This is a genomic window from Roseibium album, assembly GCF_965233825.1.
Lineage (GTDB): Bacteria > Pseudomonadota > Alphaproteobacteria > Rhizobiales > Stappiaceae > Roseibium > Roseibium album.
On record NZ_OZ247583.1, the window covers coordinates 2,208,741 to 2,230,626 of the forward strand.

At 57.1% G+C, this 21,886-nt stretch carries 20 protein-coding genes; 5 read left to right on the forward strand and 15 right to left on the reverse strand.

The genetic code is table 11. The features are described 5' to 3' along the window. Positions 1-27: 27 nt before the first annotated feature. The 4 genes from ACO6TI_RS10290 to ACO6TI_RS10305 form a co-directional block, all read right to left on the reverse strand. Positions 28-1,218, reverse strand: a complete 1,191-nt coding sequence (locus ACO6TI_RS10290) for a hypothetical protein (protein WP_422384890.1) — start codon at positions 1,216-1,218, stop codon at positions 28-30. Positions 1,219-1,440: 222 nt separating this feature from the next. Beyond that, positions 1,441-2,874 carry an oligosaccharide flippase family protein gene (locus tag ACO6TI_RS10295; RefSeq protein ID WP_196998955.1) on the reverse strand — a complete coding sequence of 478 codons (1,434 nt, stop codon included), beginning with the start codon at positions 2,872-2,874 and terminating at the stop codon, positions 1,441-1,443. A 200-nt stretch (positions 2,875-3,074) separates the two neighbouring features. Further along, positions 3,075-4,163 carry a hypothetical protein gene (locus tag ACO6TI_RS10300; protein ID WP_196998956.1) on the reverse strand — a complete coding sequence of 363 codons (1,089 nt, stop codon included), beginning with the start codon at positions 4,161-4,163 and terminating at the stop codon, positions 3,075-3,077. A gap of 42 nt (positions 4,164-4,205) precedes the next feature. After that, on the reverse strand, positions 4,206-5,276 hold the full coding sequence (locus ACO6TI_RS10305; RefSeq protein ID WP_422384891.1) for a glycoside hydrolase family 5 protein: 1,071 nt from the start codon (positions 5,274-5,276) through the stop codon (positions 4,206-4,208). A gap of 116 nt (positions 5,277-5,392) precedes the next feature. Here ACO6TI_RS10305 and ACO6TI_RS10310 point away from each other — a divergent pair, with 116 nt between their 5' ends. Continuing rightward, positions 5,393-6,559 (forward strand): glycosyltransferase family 4 protein, encoded by a 1,167-nt coding sequence (locus ACO6TI_RS10310; RefSeq protein ID WP_196998958.1) that lies wholly within the window; start codon positions 5,393-5,395, stop codon positions 6,557-6,559. An 18-nt stretch (positions 6,560-6,577) separates the two neighbouring features. Here ACO6TI_RS10310 and ACO6TI_RS10315 read toward each other — a convergent pair whose 3' ends face one another. Together ACO6TI_RS10315 and ACO6TI_RS10320 are read right to left on the reverse strand one after the other, a co-directional pair. After that, positions 6,578-7,900, reverse strand: coding sequence for a UDP-phosphate alpha N-acetylglucosaminyltransferase (locus ACO6TI_RS10315; protein ID WP_196998959.1), 1,323 nt, complete (start codon positions 7,898-7,900; stop codon positions 6,578-6,580). After that, positions 7,860-9,935: a GumC family protein gene (locus ACO6TI_RS10320; protein ID WP_196998960.1), complete on the reverse strand. Its 2,076-nt coding sequence runs from the start codon at positions 9,933-9,935 to the stop codon at positions 7,860-7,862. The genes ACO6TI_RS10315 and ACO6TI_RS10320 overlap by 41 nt, the downstream gene beginning before the upstream one ends. Before the next feature lie 352 nt (positions 9,936-10,287). Between ACO6TI_RS10320 and ACO6TI_RS10325 the strand changes: the two genes are divergently transcribed. Next, positions 10,288-11,058, forward strand: a complete 771-nt coding sequence (locus tag ACO6TI_RS10325) for a WecB/TagA/CpsF family glycosyltransferase (RefSeq protein ID WP_209012200.1) — start codon at positions 10,288-10,290, stop codon at positions 11,056-11,058. Positions 11,059-11,073: 15 nt separating this feature from the next. On the opposite strand, the gene ACO6TI_RS10330 is transcribed toward ACO6TI_RS10325, so the two are convergent. After that, positions 11,074-11,835, reverse strand: a complete 762-nt coding sequence (locus ACO6TI_RS10330; RefSeq protein WP_422384892.1) for a cobalt-precorrin-6A reductase — start codon at positions 11,833-11,835, stop codon at positions 11,074-11,076. Continuing rightward, positions 11,822-12,919: a cobalt-precorrin-5B (C(1))-methyltransferase gene (locus ACO6TI_RS10335; RefSeq protein ID WP_422384893.1), complete on the reverse strand. Its 1,098-nt coding sequence runs from the start codon at positions 12,917-12,919 to the stop codon at positions 11,822-11,824. The genes ACO6TI_RS10330 and ACO6TI_RS10335 overlap by 14 nt, the downstream gene beginning before the upstream one ends. A 130-nt stretch (positions 12,920-13,049) precedes the next feature. Between ACO6TI_RS10335 and cobA the strand changes: the two genes are divergently transcribed. Both cobA and ACO6TI_RS10345 read left to right on the forward strand, forming a co-directional pair. Further along, on the forward strand, positions 13,050-13,916 hold the full coding sequence (gene cobA, locus ACO6TI_RS10340) for a uroporphyrinogen-III C-methyltransferase (RefSeq protein ID WP_055120283.1): 867 nt from the start codon (positions 13,050-13,052) through the stop codon (positions 13,914-13,916). After that, complete coding sequence (locus ACO6TI_RS10345; RefSeq protein ID WP_422384894.1) at positions 13,906-15,225, forward strand: cobyrinate a,c-diamide synthase; 1,320 nt, start codon at positions 13,906-13,908, stop codon at positions 15,223-15,225. The genes cobA and ACO6TI_RS10345 overlap by 11 nt, the downstream gene beginning before the upstream one ends. A gap of 165 nt (positions 15,226-15,390) precedes the next feature. On the opposite strand, the gene cobM is transcribed toward ACO6TI_RS10345, so the two are convergent. The 7 genes from cobM to ACO6TI_RS10380 are packed head-to-tail and all read right to left on the reverse strand — an operon-like array spanning position 15,391 to position 21,092. Then, positions 15,391-16,167 carry a precorrin-4 C(11)-methyltransferase gene (cobM, locus tag ACO6TI_RS10350; protein WP_104705272.1) on the reverse strand — a complete coding sequence of 259 codons (777 nt, stop codon included), beginning with the start codon at positions 16,165-16,167 and terminating at the stop codon, positions 15,391-15,393. Beyond that, on the reverse strand, positions 16,164-18,035 hold the full coding sequence (gene cobJ, locus ACO6TI_RS10355) for a precorrin-3B C(17)-methyltransferase (RefSeq protein ID WP_422384895.1): 1,872 nt from the start codon (positions 18,033-18,035) through the stop codon (positions 16,164-16,166). Before cobJ ends, cobM begins: the two co-directional genes overlap by 4 nt. Then, positions 18,005-18,730, reverse strand: a complete 726-nt coding sequence (gene cobI / locus ACO6TI_RS10360; protein WP_422384896.1) for a precorrin-2 C(20)-methyltransferase — start codon at positions 18,728-18,730, stop codon at positions 18,005-18,007. The genes cobJ and cobI overlap by 31 nt, the downstream gene beginning before the upstream one ends. After that, on the reverse strand, positions 18,727-19,926 hold the full coding sequence (gene cbiE, locus ACO6TI_RS10365) for a precorrin-6y C5,15-methyltransferase (decarboxylating) subunit CbiE (RefSeq protein ID WP_422384897.1): 1,200 nt from the start codon (positions 19,924-19,926) through the stop codon (positions 18,727-18,729). Before cbiE ends, cobI begins: the two co-directional genes overlap by 4 nt. After that, the gene (locus ACO6TI_RS10370) at positions 19,923-20,159 is read right to left on the reverse strand and encodes a hypothetical protein (RefSeq protein WP_158705703.1); all 237 of its coding nucleotides are present in this window, start codon (positions 20,157-20,159) and stop codon (positions 19,923-19,925) included. The genes cbiE and ACO6TI_RS10370 overlap by 4 nt, the downstream gene beginning before the upstream one ends. A 7-nt stretch (positions 20,160-20,166) precedes the next feature. Continuing rightward, positions 20,167-20,853 carry a precorrin-8X methylmutase gene (locus ACO6TI_RS10375; RefSeq protein ID WP_422384898.1) on the reverse strand — a complete coding sequence of 229 codons (687 nt, stop codon included), beginning with the start codon at positions 20,851-20,853 and terminating at the stop codon, positions 20,167-20,169. Further along, complete coding sequence (locus ACO6TI_RS10380; RefSeq protein ID WP_029061979.1) at positions 20,850-21,092, reverse strand: DUF6732 family protein; 243 nt, start codon at positions 21,090-21,092, stop codon at positions 20,850-20,852. Before ACO6TI_RS10380 ends, ACO6TI_RS10375 begins: the two co-directional genes overlap by 4 nt. A gap of 385 nt (positions 21,093-21,477) precedes the next feature. Here ACO6TI_RS10380 and ACO6TI_RS10385 point away from each other — a divergent pair, with 385 nt between their 5' ends. Beyond that, positions 21,478-21,840 (forward strand): hypothetical protein, encoded by a 363-nt coding sequence (locus ACO6TI_RS10385; protein WP_196879030.1) that lies wholly within the window; start codon positions 21,478-21,480, stop codon positions 21,838-21,840. The last annotated feature ends 46 nt before the right edge of the window (positions 21,841-21,886 follow it).

Genomic DNA, 21,886 nt, shown 5'->3' on the forward strand with positions numbered 1-21,886 from the left:
TGCTTCCAGGATCGCGATCAGGCACCCCTACTGATCCGACCTGATCCTTTCAGCCGGATATGAGAATTCCGGCCTCCAGATTTCCATCAGCACCAGCAACAGAGGCAGCATGTACGGCAGATAGATCCGGTCGTCCGGAAGCGGGAAGGTAACGAACTTCCCACCGATGCAAAGTGTCAGCGCAATCACCGCGATCCACTGCCCCTTGGAGATCTCCCTGCCACTGCGTACCAGCAGAACGAATCCGAACAGGAAAACCGCGAGAAGCATCAACCAGTCATAAGCCTGCACGGTTCTGGCGAGATTGACGACAAGCGCCTTCACGTAAAGGGTTGCGTCAAACGCCGGAGCAAACCCGCGCATATCGTCCTGGTATTCGATGTTCGAGAAATAGAAGTGTGTCCACCAGCCGGGATGGTCTGCGGATCCCACGACGGGAAAATACAGGAAGACGCAGGCGACGAACAGACCGAGATAAATCAGCCTGTGTTTGCCGAGTGCAAGCGAAGCCAGCAGGAGAGCGAAAAACAAGAGGACGCCGTCCGGACGCACGAGAAACATCAGATAAAGAAACGGTGCGGCAAAGAGCGGCTTTTCGCGGCAGACGAAGTAAATGGCCGGGAGACTGAAGACGGCCATCATGAGGTCGGGTGTCGCTTCACGAGCTGAAAACACGTATCCGATCAGGATGGCGACAGGTCCGACAACAAGCAAGCCCTGCACGAAGTCCCGACGAAAACTCCAGACGATGATGATGAACCCGACAAGCGCAGCTGAAGCGGTCGAGATGATGGTTGTGGCATGGACATGCCCAGCCACATCCCCGAGTATCTTGATGGCCTCGGTATAGGCAACCTTCACGCGATACATGGGAAACAGGGAGACGAAGTGCTCCGGATTCTCGTACTGCCCGACGCGGTAGGGAATGCTCGCTGTTACCTTGTAGAACTGAAGATCGGACGCGGCATCCTGAACTTCCTTGTAGGCGGTTGCATGAATTTCTTCCGCCGTTTCAAGCCTGTCTTCCACGGCGATACCGACATACGCCAGAATGTCCCAGTTGTAGACGGGATTGAAATAGGCGAGCGCGAGTGTACCCAGTACGATCAGGGAAAAGACACCTACGGAGATGGTGTTCACGACGTTCGTGGAAAAGATCCGGCCAAGCGCATTCGAGAGAGGGCCGGACCGATGGCCAAATGCGGTTTCGATAGTCATGACTTGGAACAATCTTCTTTGTTAAGGCAACGAGCGGCGGTCTTCGTCCCATGAGACGAGCCCAATGATCCTGTGTCGTGGTCGCCTGCGATCTGTATCGATGCGGCCCCGTGGACCCCGGACCACCTTCACCATAAAAAAGTCTGGCTAATAACTGCTTAAACGGCTTCGGGAGAAACTCCGGTCACCGATGACCTCCGCAGTTTTGGATCGTGCAGGGCCTCAGGAGAAGTTATTCAACCCAAGACGGGACCTGACCTCGTTCGCAAGCGGTTCAAGTTCGGACGAGGGCACCGTTCGCAGCATGAGCAGCGCGACGATATAGACCGGTACGGCAGCCATCACCGCCAGAACGAGACCCGGAATGCCGGAGACAAATTGCAGAACGGCAAGAGCGGCTGCAGCGCAAAGGGCGGCGGCTGAAATGCTCTTTGTCAGTGTCAGAACCGGAACGTGGAGGTTGAGCACACGGCTGCAATAGATCGTGAGAATGCCCAGCAGAAGAGTATTCACAGCGCCTCTCGTCCATGCAGCGCCTGTTTGTCCGAAAGATGGAATAACGATCATCAGGGCCACAATCGAAAGGCCGCACCAGACAAGTGACATTCGAAGTTCATCGGAGCTGCGGTTCTTTGCGAGAATTGCGCGGGAAAGAACTGCGGCCAGCGCCTGAGCAATGGAAAAGACAAGCAGTATCACCGCCGGACCGACGGCTGGAGAGAAGTCGGAACCAAAGACAAGAGGGATGAGTTCGGGAGCAATTGCGGCTCCACCGATCGTGATTGGTGCAATGACGATGGACAACCACCGGATTGTTCTCTCGAAGGCATCGGCAAAGGCCCGGTCGTTCGCCTGATCGTGCAACTCCCCGAATTTGGGAACCACAAACGCGACAATGAAGAGCGCCAGCTGAGCGATCATGCCGGCCATCGTCAGGCCGATGGAATAAAAACCAACCTGGGTGATCGAAAAAAAGAACCCGATGATCGCCAGCTCGATCCGCGCTCCGAACAACGCAAGGATACTCCCTGAAATCCAGTTGTTTTTCGCATACCTGCGGATTTCAGCTGGAATTGGTTTTCTTTCGGAGGGTCGTTTTGCCAGATAGGATTTCAGGTCCATTGCTTGCGGCAGATGCCGGAGCGCGTGTCCGAGAATGGCTCCCGCAGGTCCGAAAGCGAGAGCACCACCCAGAACGGCAAAAGGTTGGATCAGACAGCCGACCAGCGTCCGGTGCGCCGCCCGGTCGAATTGCCCCAGTCCCTGGGCCGCTCCGATCGCCATGGTCGAATAGGCATAGCTGAGATAGAGGGCGATGGTGACGAACCAGACAGTCGCGTTTTCGACCAGACCGCGCTGAAGCAGCCAGAAAGCGTAACAGGCCATTGCGAGCGCAGCCACGACGGACGCCGATGCAAAGCGGAAAAACAATCTGCGGAACAAGCCGCTTCTCAGTTCCGGACTGCCGTCGGTGTCCCGAGCAATGAAGCGCAATGTCGCCTGGGGCATGCCCAGATCCGCAACAAGCGTGGCCACCGACATGAACCACAACGCATAGGCAACGATACCGGTTCCATCCACACCAAGGGTTCTGGCAACGATGATGCTGCAGACAAAGCCTGCGATCATCGACAGCATGCCGGCTGAAGTATTCACAACTGACATTCGCAACATGGATGCCATCAGGTGGGGCCCATCGCAGTTATTCCGTTGGCGTGTCTTTTTGTTGGTGCCCTAACGGTTTCCGGTATCCGCGATTCCGCACCGGATTTTACGTTATTTGCCGTCGTACAAGCAGAAACAACTTATAGATATGAGCAATTAAGATTTGATGATTGATTACCAGAAACCGTGCCCTAGAGTTCAATATATCTTGTTGCCACATCCTTCCAGTCAAGCATTTCGGTTGTGTTTGCTTTGAATGGCGCCTGCAGGGCGTTTTCAATGGCAGTCCGGATCGACGGTTCGTTTCCCGGTCGGTACCCGTGCCGGTTCACTTTGTCGCCGGCCGCGAAGTCCGGGCAGATTGCCGGTAGCTGCAGGTAGTCATACTGCATGAGCTTCATGCTGGAATCGGACAGGTATTCGGCATGGTCCTGATCGTGATAAGGGGCAATGCCAGCATCTGCATGCTTCAGGAACGGCAGTGTCTGGTCAAATGGCATGCGGCCGTATTCCGTTACGTTATCGGGTTTCTCTTCCATCTGTGGCGTTCCGATGAGATGGAACTGGACGTCCGGAAAACTCCTGGCACCGACATGGAAGAAACCGGGGTCGAACAACATCGAACCGACGGTGACGACGTTCCTGCCTGCCGAATAGGGGCTTGGACCTATATTGTCGAATTCGGATTTCGACAATCCGTGCGGTATGAAATGAACGGGCCGATGATACGGTTCGAAATGCGCCGCCATCGCCCGTGCAACGACCACGATGTGGCTGATGGCGTCCCTGTCCCGGAAGAGCTGTTCTTCGATGAATGGATGTGCCCCCACAGTTTCGAGCAGGTCAGACACAAGGTAGATGATTTTCGCCTTTGGAGCAGAGCGGCGGATACGTCCGACCAGGCTCGCCGAGATGCCCGACTCGACAATGACGACGTCTGCAGATGCTGCAGCGTCGTCCAGGGCGTTGCATGTCGAGTTGATCCACCATTTGAACAAGCCACTGGTCAGGGACTTGAGGTTGCCCAGACCCTTGCCGAACGGATGAATGATCGAGCGCCAGAGGTAACAATCGACACCGTTTATGTTCTGCCACGTGTTGCCGGCCCAAAACAAACCCTTGCGGTGATCGGTCGAAAGAAGCGACAGCGGGCTGAAGCCGGTGGACACGAAACGGACATTGCAGCCGAGGTCGCGATAGGCATCGGCAAGAAAATGCAGGTTTGCGCGCCACCCGGTCCGGTAGTCGTGCCGTGAAACCAGCAGGATTTCCTCAGGCATTCAAAGACCTTTCAACGCATGTACGTGTTTATTGAGCTCCATTCATTCACATTGGCCGGAAAAGCCGTTGAAAAACGGTTTAAGCGCCACAGTTTGAGGCTTTTCACCATCTGCGGACGGTTGCAGGGACAAGGGATAGTCTCCCCACCAGTCGCCAGCGGCCCATGCCGTCCAGCCGATCCATGTATCGTGATTGTTGTTGAGATATCCGGCAACGTCCTTGAGACCCTCCAGGCAATCTTCCGACTGGCTGCCACCAAATTCACCGAGAAAACCCTTGAAATCGTGGTCTCTCATCCAGTCAGTTACCTTTTCGAGTGCGCTGAGCGCATCTTGCGTGCGTGGGCAGGATGCATGCGTTCCGGAGTAGTCTTCATCCAGATATTGATGGAACTCGAAAGCGAAATTGTCCGCCTTGTCGGAAATGTTCCGGAAATGATCCGCGTTCGACCCTCCCTCCTGTTCGTCGAACCAGTGTGATGCGCCTGTCCAGATCGTGCCCGGAACCAGTACCAGTTGATCCGCGCCGCTGTCGCGAATCGCATCGAGACCGGCCTGTGCCCCCTCGAACCAGGTCTTGGCCGTGATGTCGGCGGGTTCGTTCATAAGGCCGAAGACGACCATGTCGTTTCCAGCGAAATAAGGAGGCAGCTGCCTCCAGAAATCGGCAAGTGCTTCGCTCGTGACCGTGCCGGTTCCAAGCCGCTGACCCCTGTATTCGGCATAGTTGTGCAGGTCCAGAACAACGCTCAGGCCACGGTTGTTGGCAGCTTGAACGGTGACCTGCAGGCGTGCGAGTTCGGCAGGATCGAAGTTGCCGAAAAGCTCCGGCTGCAGGCGTTCCCAGAGGAATGGAAGCCGGATCGCGGTCATTTCCTGTTGCGCCGCCCAGTCGAGTGTTGTTTCCGAAGGGTAGATGTAACCCTGACCGTGAATGGAACCCGGGTCTCCGAACTCTGCGCCGGCAATATTAACGCCCCGCAGGCATGTGGTCGCCTGAACTGATGCAGGCAGTGGGACCAGGGCGCAAATGAACCAGAAGAAGAACGCTGGACGAATTGCAGCTGCAAGCCGAGGAGGAGACGATGGAAGAGCGGAAGTGGGCTTGAACATGCGTTTGTTTCGGAGGCTTCTGCGTCAAATGGACTGGCGATAAAGGTATTGTTGATGGGCAGATGATAATGTGGTTCCTGATAACACCACTTAGCGAGTATCGCCGGATAACTTGGATGGACGCAATAGGTCAGCCGGACATCGCGGAAAGCAACCCCACGAGCCTTTCGGGAAAGAATATTGTTCACGCCGTGAGGCAGTATTCGCCGAGCATCGGTGGGCTGGAGGATGTCGTCAGAAATCTGGCGTTACAGCAGAAAGACCGGGTCGCCAGCGTCAGGATCGTTACACTCGACCGCCTGTTCACCGATCCGGGGACAAGTCTTTTGCACCACGATGTCATCGACGGCATTGAAGTGGTTCGTATTCCCTATTCAGGCAGTTCGCGGTATCCGCTCGCTCCTTCGGTACTCGGGCAGATTTCTGATGCTGATCTGGTCCATGTCCACGCAATCGATTTCTTTTTCGACTTTCTTGCAATGACGAGACCGGTACATCGCCGGAAACTGGTGGCCACGACACATGGCGGATTTTTTCATACGCGAAACTTCGCCAGGCTGAAATCTGTCTGGTTCAATACGCTTACGCGCTTTTCAGCGTCGCAGTATTCAGCGCTTGCTTGTTGCAGCACCAGTGATCTTGACTTGTTCAACAAGATATCTCCAGGAAAGTCGGTCCTAATTGAAAACGGCGTGGCGATTGAAAAATTCCGGAACGCCGCCGCGCTTCATCCAGAACGAAGACTGCTCACACTTGGACGATTTTCTTCGAACAAGCGGTTGGAATGCCTGATTGAAATGATGGCAGTGCTTTGTGCCGAAGATCCCCGTTGGCATCTCGATATCGCTGGCATGGAGTCTGATCTGACGCGCAATGAGCTGTTGCAAATGGCCGAAACCCGTGGAGTGTCCGGTAATGTCGACGTTCATGTCGGGTTGACGAATACACAGTTGAGCGACTTGATCACGCGGTGCAGTTTGTTTGTCAGTGCGTCCGAGTATGAAGGTTTCGGGCTCGTCCTGATTGAGGCGCTAAGCGCGGGATTGATACCCGTTGTTGAAGCCAATGAAGCCTTCAGGGTCATTGCGGAGAAACATTCGGTTGTTCGCACGGTTGACTATTCGAAACCTCGTCAGGCAGCAGATGTTGTAAAGTCGGAATATCTGGAGCTGGAACAGCGACCGGATCTGCGCGAAGACGCCGTTCATGCCGCCCGGGCATATGGCTGGCCTTCACGGGCGCGCCAGTATGAAGATCTCTACCGGTCTATCTTTGCAGCTTGAGTCTCGCCATGCAGCCAGTCAGGCTCGCTTCATGCGCTCAGATCCTGGGAATTCGGCAACTTGCGAAGGTTTTGATGGCCGCCTTGATGGTTTTGCGGCTGAGAGGCGGACAACGTCGGCCGCGCCGGCAACTATCCAGAAGAGCGCAGCAAGCTTGATCGAATAAAATGAGTTGGAAATTGTCATGAGCAGCGCGATGTAGGTCGCGGCCAATGCCTTGAACTGTATCGCGCGCTGATCTTCGTAAGGTGCGAAAACATAGCAGGTCCACAGGGCGATAAGACCGATGGCGCCGATTTGCGCGAGTGAATAGGCAAAGCCGTTGTCTGCAAGGAACGGCACATTTCCGTCGACACCGAACAGGATCTCCGGCGTGACTTTCTGCAGCAACTGGCTTGCGTGCACCAGTCGGCCTGCAAAATCGTCACTCCATCCGATCTGTGTCGACCAGCCTCCGTAGAGGCCGAGTGCGAAAACGATCAGCAGCGGCAAGCTCCACCAGGTCACTCTGGGCAGAAAGAGTCCGGCCACCGCTGCGGCGACCATTGCAACGCAAACGAACATTCCAAAACGGGCGTCTGGGAGAATGACGGCTGCGAAAGCGGCAGCAAACATCAGTGAGCGATAACGCATACCTGAACGGAAAAGCGCCCAGAGGCACAGGAAGGCGCCGAAATTGCCCATTGTCACAGGTTCCAGGAATACCGACGAGGCACGAACATTCCCCAGGAATTCAAGAAAATTCCGTCCGTCTACGCGTGTGCTGGAGACAAAGAGATTGGAGCCTTCGATGAAATTGGCATCCGCACTCAGCGTCCCACGGGCAACGTAATAGTCGAAGATGCTCACGAGTCCGGTATAGACATCAAGAAAGACAAACTCGAAAAACCCGACCGACAGGACGACAAGGGCACTGATCCACACCAGTCTGTCCGCATCCTCGATTTGTCTGAAGTTCCTGCCGATCAAATAGAAGACGATCGGGATCAGGAAATCGCGGATCGCCTTGAGATCCAGCTCGGGTCGCAAGGTGAGGATCAGCGCCATGTAGCTGAAATAGAGCAGTAAAATCAGTAACAGCAGGGTGTTGCGGCTGAAGATCAGGAAAAGTGCGACTGCAAGCAATGCCATTTCCGACAGGATCACGTGGCTTTCGGAAATTCGGAACACATTGGTGTTCACGAAGGCCAGGACAAAATTGAAAAGAAGAGTTCCGACGACCACTGCGTAGACGGCTTTCAGCCAAAGCCGGTACTGTGTCCGCTCCAGGTCCGGTGCTGTCGGGACCGCAATCTGGTGGTCATGCAGCGCTGAGGACAACATTTCCGATGATCCGGTCATACCAGGGTTCCAGGAAGGCGGCCGCGTGCTCGAACTCGGTCTCGTTGGTGTCTCCTACTGCCGTGATCAGAATGATGCCGTCGCAATGCCGTAGCAGAACCGGCAGCATCGGGCTTTCATCGATGTTCCCTGCGTCGACAAGCAGAATATCTTCATTTGCGGAGCCGAGATCGCCGCCTGACGCATATTTCTTGCGAGGATCGATGTGCTCCACACGAAGGTACCCGGCAAGACCGGCCGCATCGGCGGCACCGGCTGACCGAGGCACCGCGCCACTTGAGCTCGACAGCTTGGCGGCAATCGTTTGAATGGCGTCTATTCCCGGAGTGACCGGTTGAGGTTTGCGCGGGGCTTTGCTTTCGACCTGGCGATTGTTGGTCGTATGAGCAAAGAGGATCTCTTCACCCATGTCATGGAGTTCTTCCGCGACGCTGCGCACAAACTCGGAGGTGTCGCCGGTGCGTCCGACCGAAAGAGCAAGGATGTTGGCCGGGCGATTATAGGCGATTGCATTTCTGAGTGCGTAGGCGACCCGAACCCGTGCGATTGCAGCCTTGGACTCCAGCTGTGTTCGATCGGTTCCGGCCAGATGCGGCAATCTTATCAGGGACGCGCTTTCCTGCGCCGGTTTGTTCAGGTTGGCCAGGATGGGGGCACTTGTTTGCGTGACAAGTTGCCGTTCGGACATCATGGGTCCCCTGAGAACTGTCAGCAACACCGCTCCCGACGCCGCAACAGCAAATCCGAAGACCAGGGCGGCACCAAGCACGAGAATTTTCTTGGGTCCGCTCGCAGTGGTCGGAACGGGAGCCTCGGACAAAATACGGGTCGTGCTTGTGTCGAGCTCCGGAAGTTCTTCAAGTTCTCTGGAGCGTTTCAGAAAGGCTTCGTAGACCGCCCGGCTCGCACCGGCTTCACTTTGCAGCTGCCGAAGTTCGATCAGGGCCTTGCCCTGCACCGTATTCTGCGACTGGAGATTTTTCGACTGCAGCTCGAGAGCGTTGACTGTCGACTGGGCCTGTTCAAAACGGTTGCGGACAGACTGCTTGATACGCTGCAACTCACTTTGTATTTCGCGTTGCGTATTTGATAGTTGCGAACGCAATTCAAGCAGCGTTGGATGGTTTGATCCAAGGGTTGTTGCGGCTTCTGCAACCTGTTGCGCCACCTGGGCATATTGGACCCTCAGTGAGCTCAGGACCGTGTTTTCTGTGCCACCCGGAACCGCACCTGCCTCCACGTCGGACAGCGTCAGGGGCGCCATCTGGTCATAGAGAGACTTTGCGCGCTCCAGTTCGACCCGTGCATCGGTGATTTGGGTGTTCAGCGCGTCCAGCTGCTGGTCGATGACGGACCCGCCGGAGGTGCTGATCAAACCTTGTCGCGCCTTGTAGGCTTCCACCGCAGCTTCCGCTGTTTCGACGCGTGAACGCAATTGCTGCGCCTGCTTGCCCAGGGTCGTGCTGGCTCGGGCCAATGCTTCGGTCCGGGTGCTTCGGTTTTGCTCGATGTAGACCCGGGCGGTTTCGTTGGCAATTGACGCTGCCAGCTCGGGGTCGGGATGGCTGACAGTGATCGAAAAGACGAATGATCGGCCCAGCCGAAAGACGTTGATCGCCTCTCTCAGGGCTTCCAGCGTTGCGGCCCGAACATCGGAAGAAGACCTGGAGTTGCCGGAAAGGCCACCTCCGATGACAGAAAGCAGCCTGTTTCGCAGGCCGGGCTGATAAAAACCCGGATCGCTATCGAGCTTAAGGTTGTTGGCGACTTCGTTCAGGACACCCGCGGACAGGATCACGAAGGTCTGGCTATCAAGATCCATCGCCTGCAAGGTCTGGCTTCTGCCCGGCGCCGTCGGATCTGTGCCGATGATCTGAACCCCGTCCGGCTGCACCAGCAATTCCGCGCTGGTCTGGTAGACCGGCGTCTTGAGAGCGGCGTAGGTGAGGGCAAGGACCGCAAAGACGATCGGGCACACGATCAACCAGACCAGGTGGCGCCGCAGGATCGCCGGTATCTCTGACAAATCAATCATACTGCCATCGGTCTTCAGTTTCGTCGCATTCGCTGCACGCCGAGTTCATGACCGCCATCTTCCGGGTTCTTAGCCAGAAGACCGGTCACCATCCTCATTGGTAAACAAACATGATTAACGCATCGCAAATAAGCAGATCGGAACCGCCTCAACTTCGAGCAAGCGTTTAGAAGAAGTTTCTAGGTTAATTAGAAAATCGAGTGTCACGAAAACCAAGTATTAATAATAATATCGGCGCCATTTCTGAATTAAGTTATTTTAATTGTATTCGAGATAAGACAATTCAATCTTGAACAAAGACAAGACGGATAAAGTGCATTCAATACCATGTGGCTCTCCTTTGATGAATAAGGTGGATCTGAATCTTCCGATCAGGGCCGGTACATCGCTAATCGGTCCGTTGGCGATCTTGAGGATGAGCAGTGAGGAAGCTGTTCAGCTTGTGCGGTCATCTGTCCAGATGAGCTATCCGCTCGACATCGCCATTTGCAATGCACACACAACACTGACCGCTTTGGATAATCCGGCATTTGCCGAAACGCTTCGGCACATGACATTGTTGAACGACGGAATCGGCGTCGACCTGGCAAGTCGTTTTTTGAACGGGAAACCTTTCCCGGACAATTTGAACGGTACAGATCTGATCCCGGATATTCTCACGGAAGTTGGATTTCCCCTGAAGATTTTTTTGCTGGGAGCGACGGACCGCCACGTTCAGCTTGCAAAAAAACACATCGAAACGGTCTATCCGATGCACCATGTTGTTGGAGCCCGGAACGGATATTTTGACTTGGCTGAATGCTCGCACGTCTGCGAGCAAATCAATCGCGCCCGACCGGACCTGCTCCTTGTCGGCATGGGCAATCCGCGGCAGGAGAAATTTATCGTCGAAAATCGCGCCAGGCTGAATGCCACGGTGGCAATCGGCGTCGGCGCATTGTTCGATTTCATGTCCGGTTCAGTCGTCAGGGCACCGAAATTCGTACAGTCCATTGGTCTGGAATGGCTGTTCCGCCTGTTGCAGGAACCACGCCGCTTGTTTCGCAGGTACATCATAGGGATTCCGCGTTTCTTCATCGCACTTCTGAAACTGAAATTTGGAAAGTCAGACACAGAAAACTAGCGCGCTGAACCGCGTTCAGGATCTATTGCTCGCCAGGACAATGCGTATTTTTTCAACCGTGTCCGCGACGGTCGTTGATGTCTTTGTCCTTGGCAGTTTCGGCCGGTCAATCATGATTACCGGCAATCCCAGTCTGCGAGCGGCTTCGATCTTGGCGTAGGACCGTTCCCCACCACTGTTTTTCGCAACCAGATGCGTGATGCCGCGCTTACGCAGCAGTGACATCTCTTCCTCCGCCGAACTTGATGGCCGTGCCAGAACCAGTTCCCATTGTGGCGGCAAAGGTTGGCGAGGCGGCTCGATCATGCGCGCAACACCGAAAATGTCCGAACGAGGGTAAAAACGGGAGATTTCCTTGCGTCCAACTGCCAGGAATGCGCGGGACGCAGACGGCAGCGCTGAAACCGCATCCTCTATCGAAACAACCGGTTCCCACCGGTCTTCCTCGAGAGGTTTCCAGGCCGTGCGTTCCAGGCGAAGAAGGGGCAGTCGACAGTTGCAGCAGGCCTCAAAAGCATTGCGGCTCATCTGCGCCGCAAAAGGGTGCGTCGCATCGATGACCAGGGTGACGCTCTCATCTTCAAGAAATTTTGCGAGCCCGGCTGTCCCGCCGAACCCGCCGATACGTGTGGGCACTCCAAGATCCGGCAGATCTCTGACAACGCCGGCGAAGGAAACGGTCAGGTGCAGTCCGGGAAACGTGCTGCTCAGCCTTTCGGCGAGCTGACGGGCTTCGAAAGTCCCCGCAAGCAGCAAGATGTGATCAGGTGCCGTCAAAGCCGCTTTCTCCCAGGACGTTGCCCTGCCGATCGGTTATCAGAACTTCCAGTGCAACCGGCGCACCCTTGAGAATTTTCCGGACTTCCAGCTTTGTTCGTTTTGCCAGCAAACCGCTCAGGTCGACATTTTCCTCCAGTGACCGGTCGAGTACTTCCTTTGCCGTATTTGCCTGGGCGGCATCGACGATGGAAGAAGGAGACGCACCGGCTTCTGCAAGAAGGTCCTGCAGAAAGGCAAAATCGACGGAACTCCGGGCTGAATGCAGGTCGAGCGCACCTTGCGCCAGCTTTGAGAACTTGGCGAACCCTCCGGCGAGGGTCAGCCTGTCGACAGGGTGATGGCGCAGGTACTTGAGCAGGCCACCGGCAAAGTCACCCATATCCAGGTAGGCTGTCTCGTCGAGAGAATATCGCGCCTTTACCGCATCTTCGGAGGACGTTCCGGTGGCGCCGACGACATGAGTCAGACCGATTGCGCGCGCGACATCGATACCGCGATGGATGGAAGCGATCCAGGCCGCACAGGAAAACGGGCGCACGATACCGGTTGTCCCAAGCACCGACAGTCCACCGACGATGCCGAGACGCCCGTTCATTGTCTTGAGCGCCAGTTCCGCGCCGCCGTCAATCGAGACTTCGATTTCCACATCACCTGTTGCGCCGTATTTGTCCGCGACTTCCCCGATCGCTGTCTGCATCATCTGTCGCGGAACCGGGTTGATCGCCGGTTCGCCCGGCGGGATCGGCAAGCCTGGCCGCGTCACCGTGCCGACACCGTCGCCGGCCTTGAACCGGACACCCGATCCGGGTTCCAAAATCCGCACGGTCGATGTGATCAGGGCGCCATGTGTCACGTCAGGATCGTCACCCGCATCCTTGGTGATGGTCGCGCTGGAAACATCACCGGAAATACTGTGCCGGGTGAGAATGAAATCGGCGGTGCTGCCTCTTGGCAGGGAAATCTCAACAGGGTCGGGAAATGTGCCGGTTATGAGTGCACAATAGGCAGCCTTGGCCGCAGCCGTTGCACATGCGCCCGTCGTCCAGCCTCGTCTCAGTTCTTTCGGTTCGTTCCTCGACATGCAGACTCTATAGCTGATGTTGCAGACCGGTGCGCGCTCCTGAGCGACATTGCTCTGAAATGTCGCATTCCTTGTGTTTTCCATCGCGCAGGTGCTTGGCGTTCCGGAAAATGCCGGATAAACAGAATTCATGAACGGTACTGACAAGAACAATAGTTTTCCCGATGGCCTGCCGGTTTTTGAATCTGGCTGGGTGTGGCTTGCCGGTGCCGGTCCAGGCGATCCCGGCCTCCTGACGCTGCACGCCGTGAACGGTCTGCGCCAGGCGGATATTGTTGTTTATGACGCTCTTGTCGACAGAAGCATTCTCGACTGGGTCAAACCCGGTGCGGTGACGGATTTTGCTGGCAAACGCGGCGGCAAACCCAGTCCGAAACAACGCGATATCACACTGAAGCTCATCGATTATGCCCGCGCAGGAAAGCGTGTGCTTCGCTTGAAAGGCGGCGATCCATTCGTCTTCGGGCGTGGCGGCGAAGAAGCCCTCGGTCTTGTCGAGGCAGGTGTTCCGTTCCGGATCATTCCGGGTGTCACTGCCGGTATCGGAGGTCTCGCCTATGCGGGCATCCCGGCAACTCACCGTGACTGCAATCAGGCAGTCACGTTCCTGACCGGTCATGACCAGACCGGTTTGACCCCCGATGCCATCAATTGGGACGGGATTGCCAAGGGATCTCCGGTAATAGTCATGTACATGGCAATGAAACATCTGGAGACGATAGCCGGCAAACTCATAAGTTGTGGGCGATCTGTTGACGAGCCTGTGGGTATCGTGTGCAATGCTTCCCTGGCCGGCCAACAGGTTCTGGAGACGACGCTGGGTCGCTGTGCGGTCGATGCTGCAGCTGCCGATATCCAGCCTCCGGCGATAGTCTGCGTCGGAGAAGTCGTGCGACTGCGCAATGGCCTGGATTGGCTCGGGGCCATGTCTGGCAAGATACTGACATCCGATCCACTGGATCTGCGCGCAAAGAACCGAACGGCAGATGCCGGATAGCGAGACATCCCAGGACCCCGGAGGGGTGTTGATTGCGGCACCTTCCTCCGGTGCCGGCAAGACGACGATTACTCTCGCGCTGCTAAGAGCCCTCCGCAATGCCGGTCGTCTGGTGGCGTCAGCGAAATCCGGTCCGGACTATATCGATCCGAAGTTTCACGAAGCTGCCAGCAGCAAACACTGCATCAACCTGGATGCCTGGGCGATGGACACCGATACGCTGCGCGCCCTGGCGATGGACCGGGCAGCAGGGCATGAATTGCTTCTGATTGAGGGCGCAATGGGATTGTTCGACGGCGCGGCGAACGGGAAGGGATCCGCCGCCGAGCTTGCAGCGGTCCTCACTGTTCCCGTGATCCTTGTCATTGATTGTGCCAGGCAGGCTCAGTCTGTCGCAGCGCTGGTTTTCGGGTTTCAGAATTACCGGCCCGATGTTCAAATTGCAGGTGTAATCCTTAACCGCGTTGGCAGTGCGCGTCATGAAACAATGCTTCGTACAGCGCTCGCACCGCTGGGTGTGACTGTGTTCGGGGCCATCCCGCGTTCGATGGAATTGACGTTGCCGGAAAGACATCTGGGTCTGGTGCAGGCGAGTGAGCACAAGGATCTGGAGACGTTTCTGGAAACGGCGGCAGAGCTTTGCCGCACACATGTTGATCTGGCTGCCATTGAAAGCGCGGCGACCTGTATTCCGGCTGCAGAAGCCATTCGGATGAACCTGCCGCCGCCTCTGGGGCGGAAGATAGCGGTGGCGCGCGACGTAGCCTTTGCTTTTTCCTATCCGCACCTGTTGCACGATTGGCAACGAAAGGGTGCGGAAATCGCTTTCTTTTCACCGGTTGCCGACGAAGCCCCAGGCCCGGATGCAGATGCGATATTTCTCCCAGGGGGGTATCCGGAACTCCATGCAGCGGTCTTGGCAGGGGCTGAAGGCTTCAAGTCAGGAATGCGGCAGGCTGCGAATGCGGGCACACTCATCTACGGCGAATGCGGTGGCTACATGACGCTCGGCGAAGGTCTCATCGACGCGTCGGGAGTGAGGCACGGTATGCTGGGTCTATTGCCTTTGGTGACGTCGTTTGAGGATCGCAAGCGTCACCTCGGATATCGCATGCTGGAACCCGTTGGCGGGTTGCCCTGGACATCTCCGCTCGCCGGGCATGAATTTCATTATGCGTCTATCGTATCCGAGGGAAGGGCTGACCGCCTGTTTTCCGCGCAAGATGCCGAGGGCAACAAACGAGATGACATGGGATTGCGGAGCGGCAATGTGATGGGCTCATTTGCCCATGTGATTTCGTCTTTTTGACCCGCCTCAAATGCAAGAAGATGAGGCAGGCAACCTGCCTGTATCGAACCCGTCACGGGATCGGTAAGGACCTGGAAAAACCGACACCGTACAGTCGTCGGTCCAATTCATTCCGGATCGGCACACAGCCTTTGCTGCATCCATCCGGAATGACGCGCCCAAATGCTAGGAGGCTTTCGCTTTCTTTTTCGGCCTTAGAACATGCACGTGATCGGCGTCGTAGAGCGCGCTGTCGCGGAAGTCTTGTCCCGGCTTCAGGGCATGGCCAACGAACACAAGGGCAGTCCGGGTAATCTTGGACTTGCGTATCTGGTTCGCAATCGTTGAAAGCGTGCCGTGAAGAAAGGCCTCGTCGGGCCACCCCACGCGATAGGCGACAATCACCGGGCAATCCGGTCCGTAATGGGGGACAAGCTGACGTTCAATCTCCCGAAGGTTCCGGATCGAAAGATGGATTGCGAGCGTCGCGCCGCTCTTGCCGAGCGTATCGAGGTCCTCATTGTTCGGCATGGCGGAGGATTGCATTGCCGTCCGCGTGACGATTACCGTCTGGGCGACTTCCGGGATCGTCAGTTCGGTTTTCAGGGCCGCCGCTGCCGCCGCGAACGCAGGCACGCCGGGGGTTACATCGTAATCTATGTCAAGTGCATCCAGCCGGCGCATCTGTTCCGCCGTCGCACCGTAGATCGACGGGTCGCCGGAGTGCACGCGGGCAACATTCAGACCCTTGTCATGTGCGTCCCTGATTTCGTCGATGATTTCATCCAGCGTCATGGGTGCTGTATCGATGACGCGCGCATCGTCAGGCGCCGCGGAGACAATCTGTTCCGGCACCAGAGACCCGGCATAAAGACAGACCGGACACGACTGGATCAATCGTAGTCCGCGAACGGTGATGAGATCTGGATCGCCAGGTCCTGCGCCGATGAAGTGAACGGTCATTGGTTTTCTTCTGCCTTTTCGGTTTCCGGCGGTAAATCTGAGTTTGCGGGTCTGGGCGCGTCGATCCGCTTGGCGTAGCCGCGCGGTGTATAGACAAAAATGCTGCCGTCACCCTTCATGATCGCGCGTGAGTTCGAGGAACCGACCAAAACGGTCGTGAGCATATCGACTTCGTCGACAGTCAGCGCTTCAAGGGTGGTTACCCGCAGCGTTTCTTCCGGCCGGCCGAGATTGACACCGAGCACGACAGGCGTTGTTGCGGGGCGATGTTTCAGGAGGATCTCGCGCGCGGCTGCCAATTGTGTACGGCGGCGCTTGGAAACGGGATTGTAGAACGCGATCACGAAATCACCTTCCGCAGCTGCCTTCAACCGTGTTTCGATGGCCTCCCATGGCGTCAGCAGGTCGGAGAGCGAGATTGCGCAAAAGTCGTGGCCGAGTGGTGCTCCGATCCGTGCCGAACAGGCCTGCAGCGCCGAAATGCCCGGCGCGTTGGTAATGCTCACGCGTTTTGCAGCATCCGAGACGCCGCCGAATTCCTCATTGCGGTGAAGCAGCTCGTAAACCAGCGAACCCATTGCATAAATGCCGGCGTCTCCGGACGAGATCAAGGCGACATTCTTGCCTTTGCCGGCTTCCTCGAGCGCGAAACGAACCCTGTCCTCTTCTGCGCCGAGCGGGAAATTGTGGTGCTTTTTTCCAGTGATGTGGCTTTCGACAATGTCCAGGTAAAGCGAATAACCGACCACATCCGTTGCAGCAGACAGGAGCCGCGTGGCCTCCGGCGTCCGCCATTCGTCCTTGCCGGGTCCTATGCCGATCACCGAAAGGTGTCCCCGGGATCTGCCGATGGTGGCCGGGTCTATCGGTTGGGGTGCGCGCGCGATGGCGCATGTGGCACTTTCGGTTTTCTGTTTTTCAACGACAAGTGCGCCGAAGGCACCGGACGCTGCCAGCGCCGCCCCTTCCGAAACGCCGTGGCAACCAACTTCCTGAAAAACGATGTTGGACGGGTTCTTGAGGCGCGGCGTTTCACGCTGAAGCTCCTCGGCGGAGAAGACGCGCAGCGGCACGCCGAGATAATTGACCAGGTCGTTGACGGCGGCTTCATCCGCTTTCAGATCGATGGTCACGACGCAGGCGACTGCACCCCGGGCAATCCCGGCTTCCGCGAGCTGGTCTTCGACAAGGCCGATGAGTTCCGCCGGATCACAGTGCCGGGCACAGCCGACACCAACCGCATATTTTTGCGGGTGGTAGACAAGCCGGGTGGGACTTCCTTCCACCGGTTTTTCGGTTGCTGCCAGCGCAATCGATGCGTTGTCGGACTGGTTGAGTTCGGCTTCCAGCAACCAGTCCGCCTGGCCTTCTATGCGGACATCCGCGCCGGACAGAAGTTCGGCCATCACCGGTTTTGCATCTTCCGGGTTGGCAAGGATCCATCCCTTTGGCGGAACGTCGAGGGCAATACCGAGTTTCGTATCACCCGCCGTGGTGATCGCTGCGTGGCCACCCAGGGACTTTGCCAGGATCCTGGCAAGTTCGTTTGCACCGCGATGTCCGCCGAGCAGCGGAACGATGCTGGAACCGTCTTCCGATACCGCAATGACTGGCGGCTCGTTGCGCTTGTCCGACAGGATCGGTGCAAGTGCGCGGATCAGGATGCCGCTGGCGCAGAAACCGACTATCGGATGACCGGCCCTGAATAGCAGTTGCAGATGTTCAATGGTTTCATTGAACTGCGTATCCGCCGTTGGGACGCGGCCCGCCAGGCCGTGAATGCGCGCAGTTGAAAAGCGCTTTGCAACGTCTTCGGCTGTGTCCAGACCGGCTTCGTTCAGGACGAAAAGGATGGGGGAAGCGTCCACGCTTCGTCTCCCTTGTAGATGAGGATCATGGAAAAGTAAGGGGCGGTTTCGGCCTCAAGGTCAATGAGGCGATGAACCTTTTGCTCAGCCAGGCTGGCGCGTTCCACATAGCCGGCTCTTTCCAGAAGACCCATCCGGCCAAGCAGAGCCCTCAAACGGGAAAGGTGGCGTCCGACCTTCATGATGGCGACTGCCTGTGCTTCCGCGATTTTCTGTTCGATCTCGGTGTCCGGCAACGGTCCCGGGATTACTGTAAGAACATCGTTTCTCGACGTCAGCGGACGCTGGAGCTGGGCCGCACAGGCTGTGAGCGACGTGACACCTGGAACGATTTCAATCGGAAAGCGATCGGACAGACGGTCGAAGAGGTACATGAAGGAACCGTAGAAGAACGGATCGCCTTCACACAGTGTTACGACGTCTTCGCCGGTTGCAAGAACTGCTGCAATCTCTTCCGATGCCTTGTCGTAAATCTCCTGGGCAGGAAAACGATCGACACGCATCGGCACGACAATTGGAATTTCTCGTGCAGTATGGGGGATCGTGCCGGCGGCGATGGAGCGGGCAAAACTTTCGCCCGTATCCGGCGCCGGATAGGCAACAACCTTTGCCGACGCAATCAGCCGATGTGCCTTCAGGGTCATAAGTTCCGGATCGCCGGGGCCCAGACCGATGCCGTAAAGTGTTCCGCTCATGATCTGGTCAGGCTCCATTGCGTCACCGGCATGAGCGGGCGCCAGCCGGTCAGACCGCCGACAGCGCTTGCGCGGTGTATGGAAATTTTCTTCAAGTTTCCTCCAAGTGTCCGATAGGCCGCAAGCAGAACGGCTTCGCTCTCCAGCGTCACGGCATTTGCGACGAGCCTACCTCCGTGAGGCAACGCCTTGAGCACAGCATCGATGATGCCGGGCACCGTCAGACCTCCACCGATGAAAACGGCGTCCGGTTCGGGCAGGCCCTGGAGGCCCTCCGGCGCGGTTGCGTCGATCAGCTTCAGATGGGGGACACCCAGAGCGACGGCATTGTCCATGGCCATCTGCCGGCGCTCGGCAAGAGGTTCAAGTCCGAACGCCTGTGTCCGGTTCGCGGCCCTGAGCCACTCAATGGCAACGGAACCGCAACCGGCGCCGATATCCCAGAGAACCGCACCGGGATGCGGTTTCAGTTCAGCCAGCGTGACAGCGCGAACATCCTGCTTGGTCATCTTGCCATCATGGTGAAAAGCTTCGTCGGACAGTCCGGGTGTCCGCGGCCGGATGTGGGTTCCCGGTTCGGCGACAACATCAAGGGCAAGTGTATGAAAGGCAGCGACTTCGCAGGACCAGTCTTCAGCGGTCGAGGCAACCTTTCGTTCCTTTTCGCCGCCAAGATGTTCCAGAACGGTCATCCGGGTCTGGCCATAGCCCTCATCCGCCAACAGGTCCGCAACCTCACGCGGTGTGTCCGCACTGCTTGTCAGGACGAGAAGCCGGGCACCTGGATAGAGTGCGCTTCGCAACAGGTCGACGGGCCGGCCATGAACCGACAGGCACTCGCAGTCCTGCACCGGCCATCCCAATCGCGAGGCGGCAAGCTGAAAGGCGGAAAGGGACGGAAAGACTCTCAGCTGATCGGCACCGAAACGCCTGACCAGCGATGACCCTATGCCGAACCACATCGGATCGCCGGTTGCCAGCACCGCGATGCGTTTTCCTTGCAATTGTGAAAGGTCTTCAAAAACCGATGCAAAGGGCGATGGCCAGGTTCTCTTCTCGGCAGATCCGACACTTGCCAGGTCGAGGTGACGGGATCCGCCATAGACGATTTCCGCGCGCACGAGTGCATCCTGTCCTCCCGGAGCCAGAACGCCGTCTTCACCGATGCCGATCAGGGTCAGCCAGGGAGAGGTCATTTGTCCTCCAGATGATAGGGCTTGATCTTTGTCTTCGAGGAAAGGGATTTCGGCCTGCCGTCGAGAGTGGCCGAAACCTGTCTTGTCCCGCGCGACATTGTTTTTTCGCCAGCGTGACCGCCTGTGTGATCTGCACTGTCTTGAGCCCCACCGCCGGGGCGGGATAGAAACCCGCGCGATCGCATCGGCTTGCCGGTGTTTGTCGATCTCAGGCCCTTTTTGTTTTCGGTCACCGCTGTCTCAACTTTCTTCCGGCAGGCCGGCAGCAAGAGCATTGACCGCCGCCGCTGCCATCGCAGAGCCGCCGCGTCGGCCTCTGAGGGCCAGAAACGGCAGGCCAAACGGGTTCTCGATCAGGGCGTCCTTGGATTCGGCAGCTCCGACAAATCCAACCGGAAATCCGAGCACAAGAGCCGGCATGGCGCCACCCGAGGCGATCGTTTCAAGGAGATGGAACAGCGTCGTCGGCGCATTTCCAACCGCGACGACGGCACCTTCCAGGCGGTCCGTCCACAATTCAACGGCGGCAGCAGAGCGGGTCGTGCCAAGGTGCTTTGCCAACTCCCGAACACGTTCATCATTGAGAGTGCAGACGACATCAGTTCCCGCGGGCAGATGGGAACGGATGATGCCATGCGCCACCATCTCGACGTCGCACAGGATCGGTGCCTTGTTCCGGAAGGCGTCGTTTGCCGCTTCAAGCACCTTATCCGACCAGGCCAGTTCAGTTGGCAGATCCGTCATCCCGCAGGCATGGATCAGACGCACGGCGGTCGGGTGCAATTCCTCCGGCAAACAGGAGAGATCCGCTTCGTCACGCACAATGGAAAAGGACTGACGATAGATCGCCGACGGGTCCTTTTCGTACCGGTATGCTGGTGTCGGTCGATCTGCCAAGTATTGCTCCCAGACCGGTGTTCCGCTCATTGAGCGGCTTCACCGGCGTTGTCTTCTTCTGCCCCATCTGCTTCGGCTGCGTCGTCAACGTCCTGTTTCTTGCGGTCTTTCAAAGCGACGACGCCTGCAACGAGAGCGGCCCCGGCAAGAGCTGCAACGCCGATCCAGTGCGCGTGTCCGGCAAGTTCACCCAGGTGACCACCATGCGCAAAGGCTGCCGAAGGTAAAAGAACTGCAGCGAGGCTGGCGAGGACAATCCGGTTGATCATAATTTATCTCCCAAAGGCAGGTGCCGGAACCGGCAGTTGAATGACCGCGAAACAGGGAGATGAAAGCATGCAACCAACGTTGGCCGATTTTGAATCAGCCAAACATCGCGTTGCTTCGGACAGCTCCGGCCTTGGTCCCCTGAGTGGGTCAACCGCATCCAGAATCGCTTTCAGTCCCTGATAGGACGCCGTCAAGTTGCGGCAATCTAGGGGAGCGCTATTGGCGGATCAAGCGAGAAAACGACATCCATTGGTCGAAACAGACACATTGGATGACAGGATTTGTTTTTCTCCGGAATCTGACCTAAAGAATTGAGCATCTTGAAAGGGGCATTCGGGTGTGAGGCACTTCCGGCTAAAATTTCCGGACTTGAGAACAGCAGGCATGGCGCTGCTGTTGCTGCCCTTCCTGTTCACCGCACTCGTGCCTCAGGGCTTCATGCCTGCTGTCCAGGCGGATGGTGGGTTCACCGTTACGCTCTGTACCACGGACGGGTTGCGAACGGTAACTCTGGACGCCAATGGTCTGGAAATTCCTGCGCCGTCGGAAGATGACGAAGATAGTTCACTCGCGCATGGACACTGTGTTTTTGCAGGTGTCGGCGCGTTTCTCGACACTCCGCAAGCAACCGGTTTCGACTTTCGACCCCATATCTCTGGTGTATCGATTTCGGGACGTCACGGCATCTGGCTGCCCACCACGATTGCCGGCTCACTGGGTGCGCGCGCACCTCCTCATGGGGCCTGAACCTCCAGTCAAAACCCCCGATCGTATCTGAAACCTGCCGGGCAGA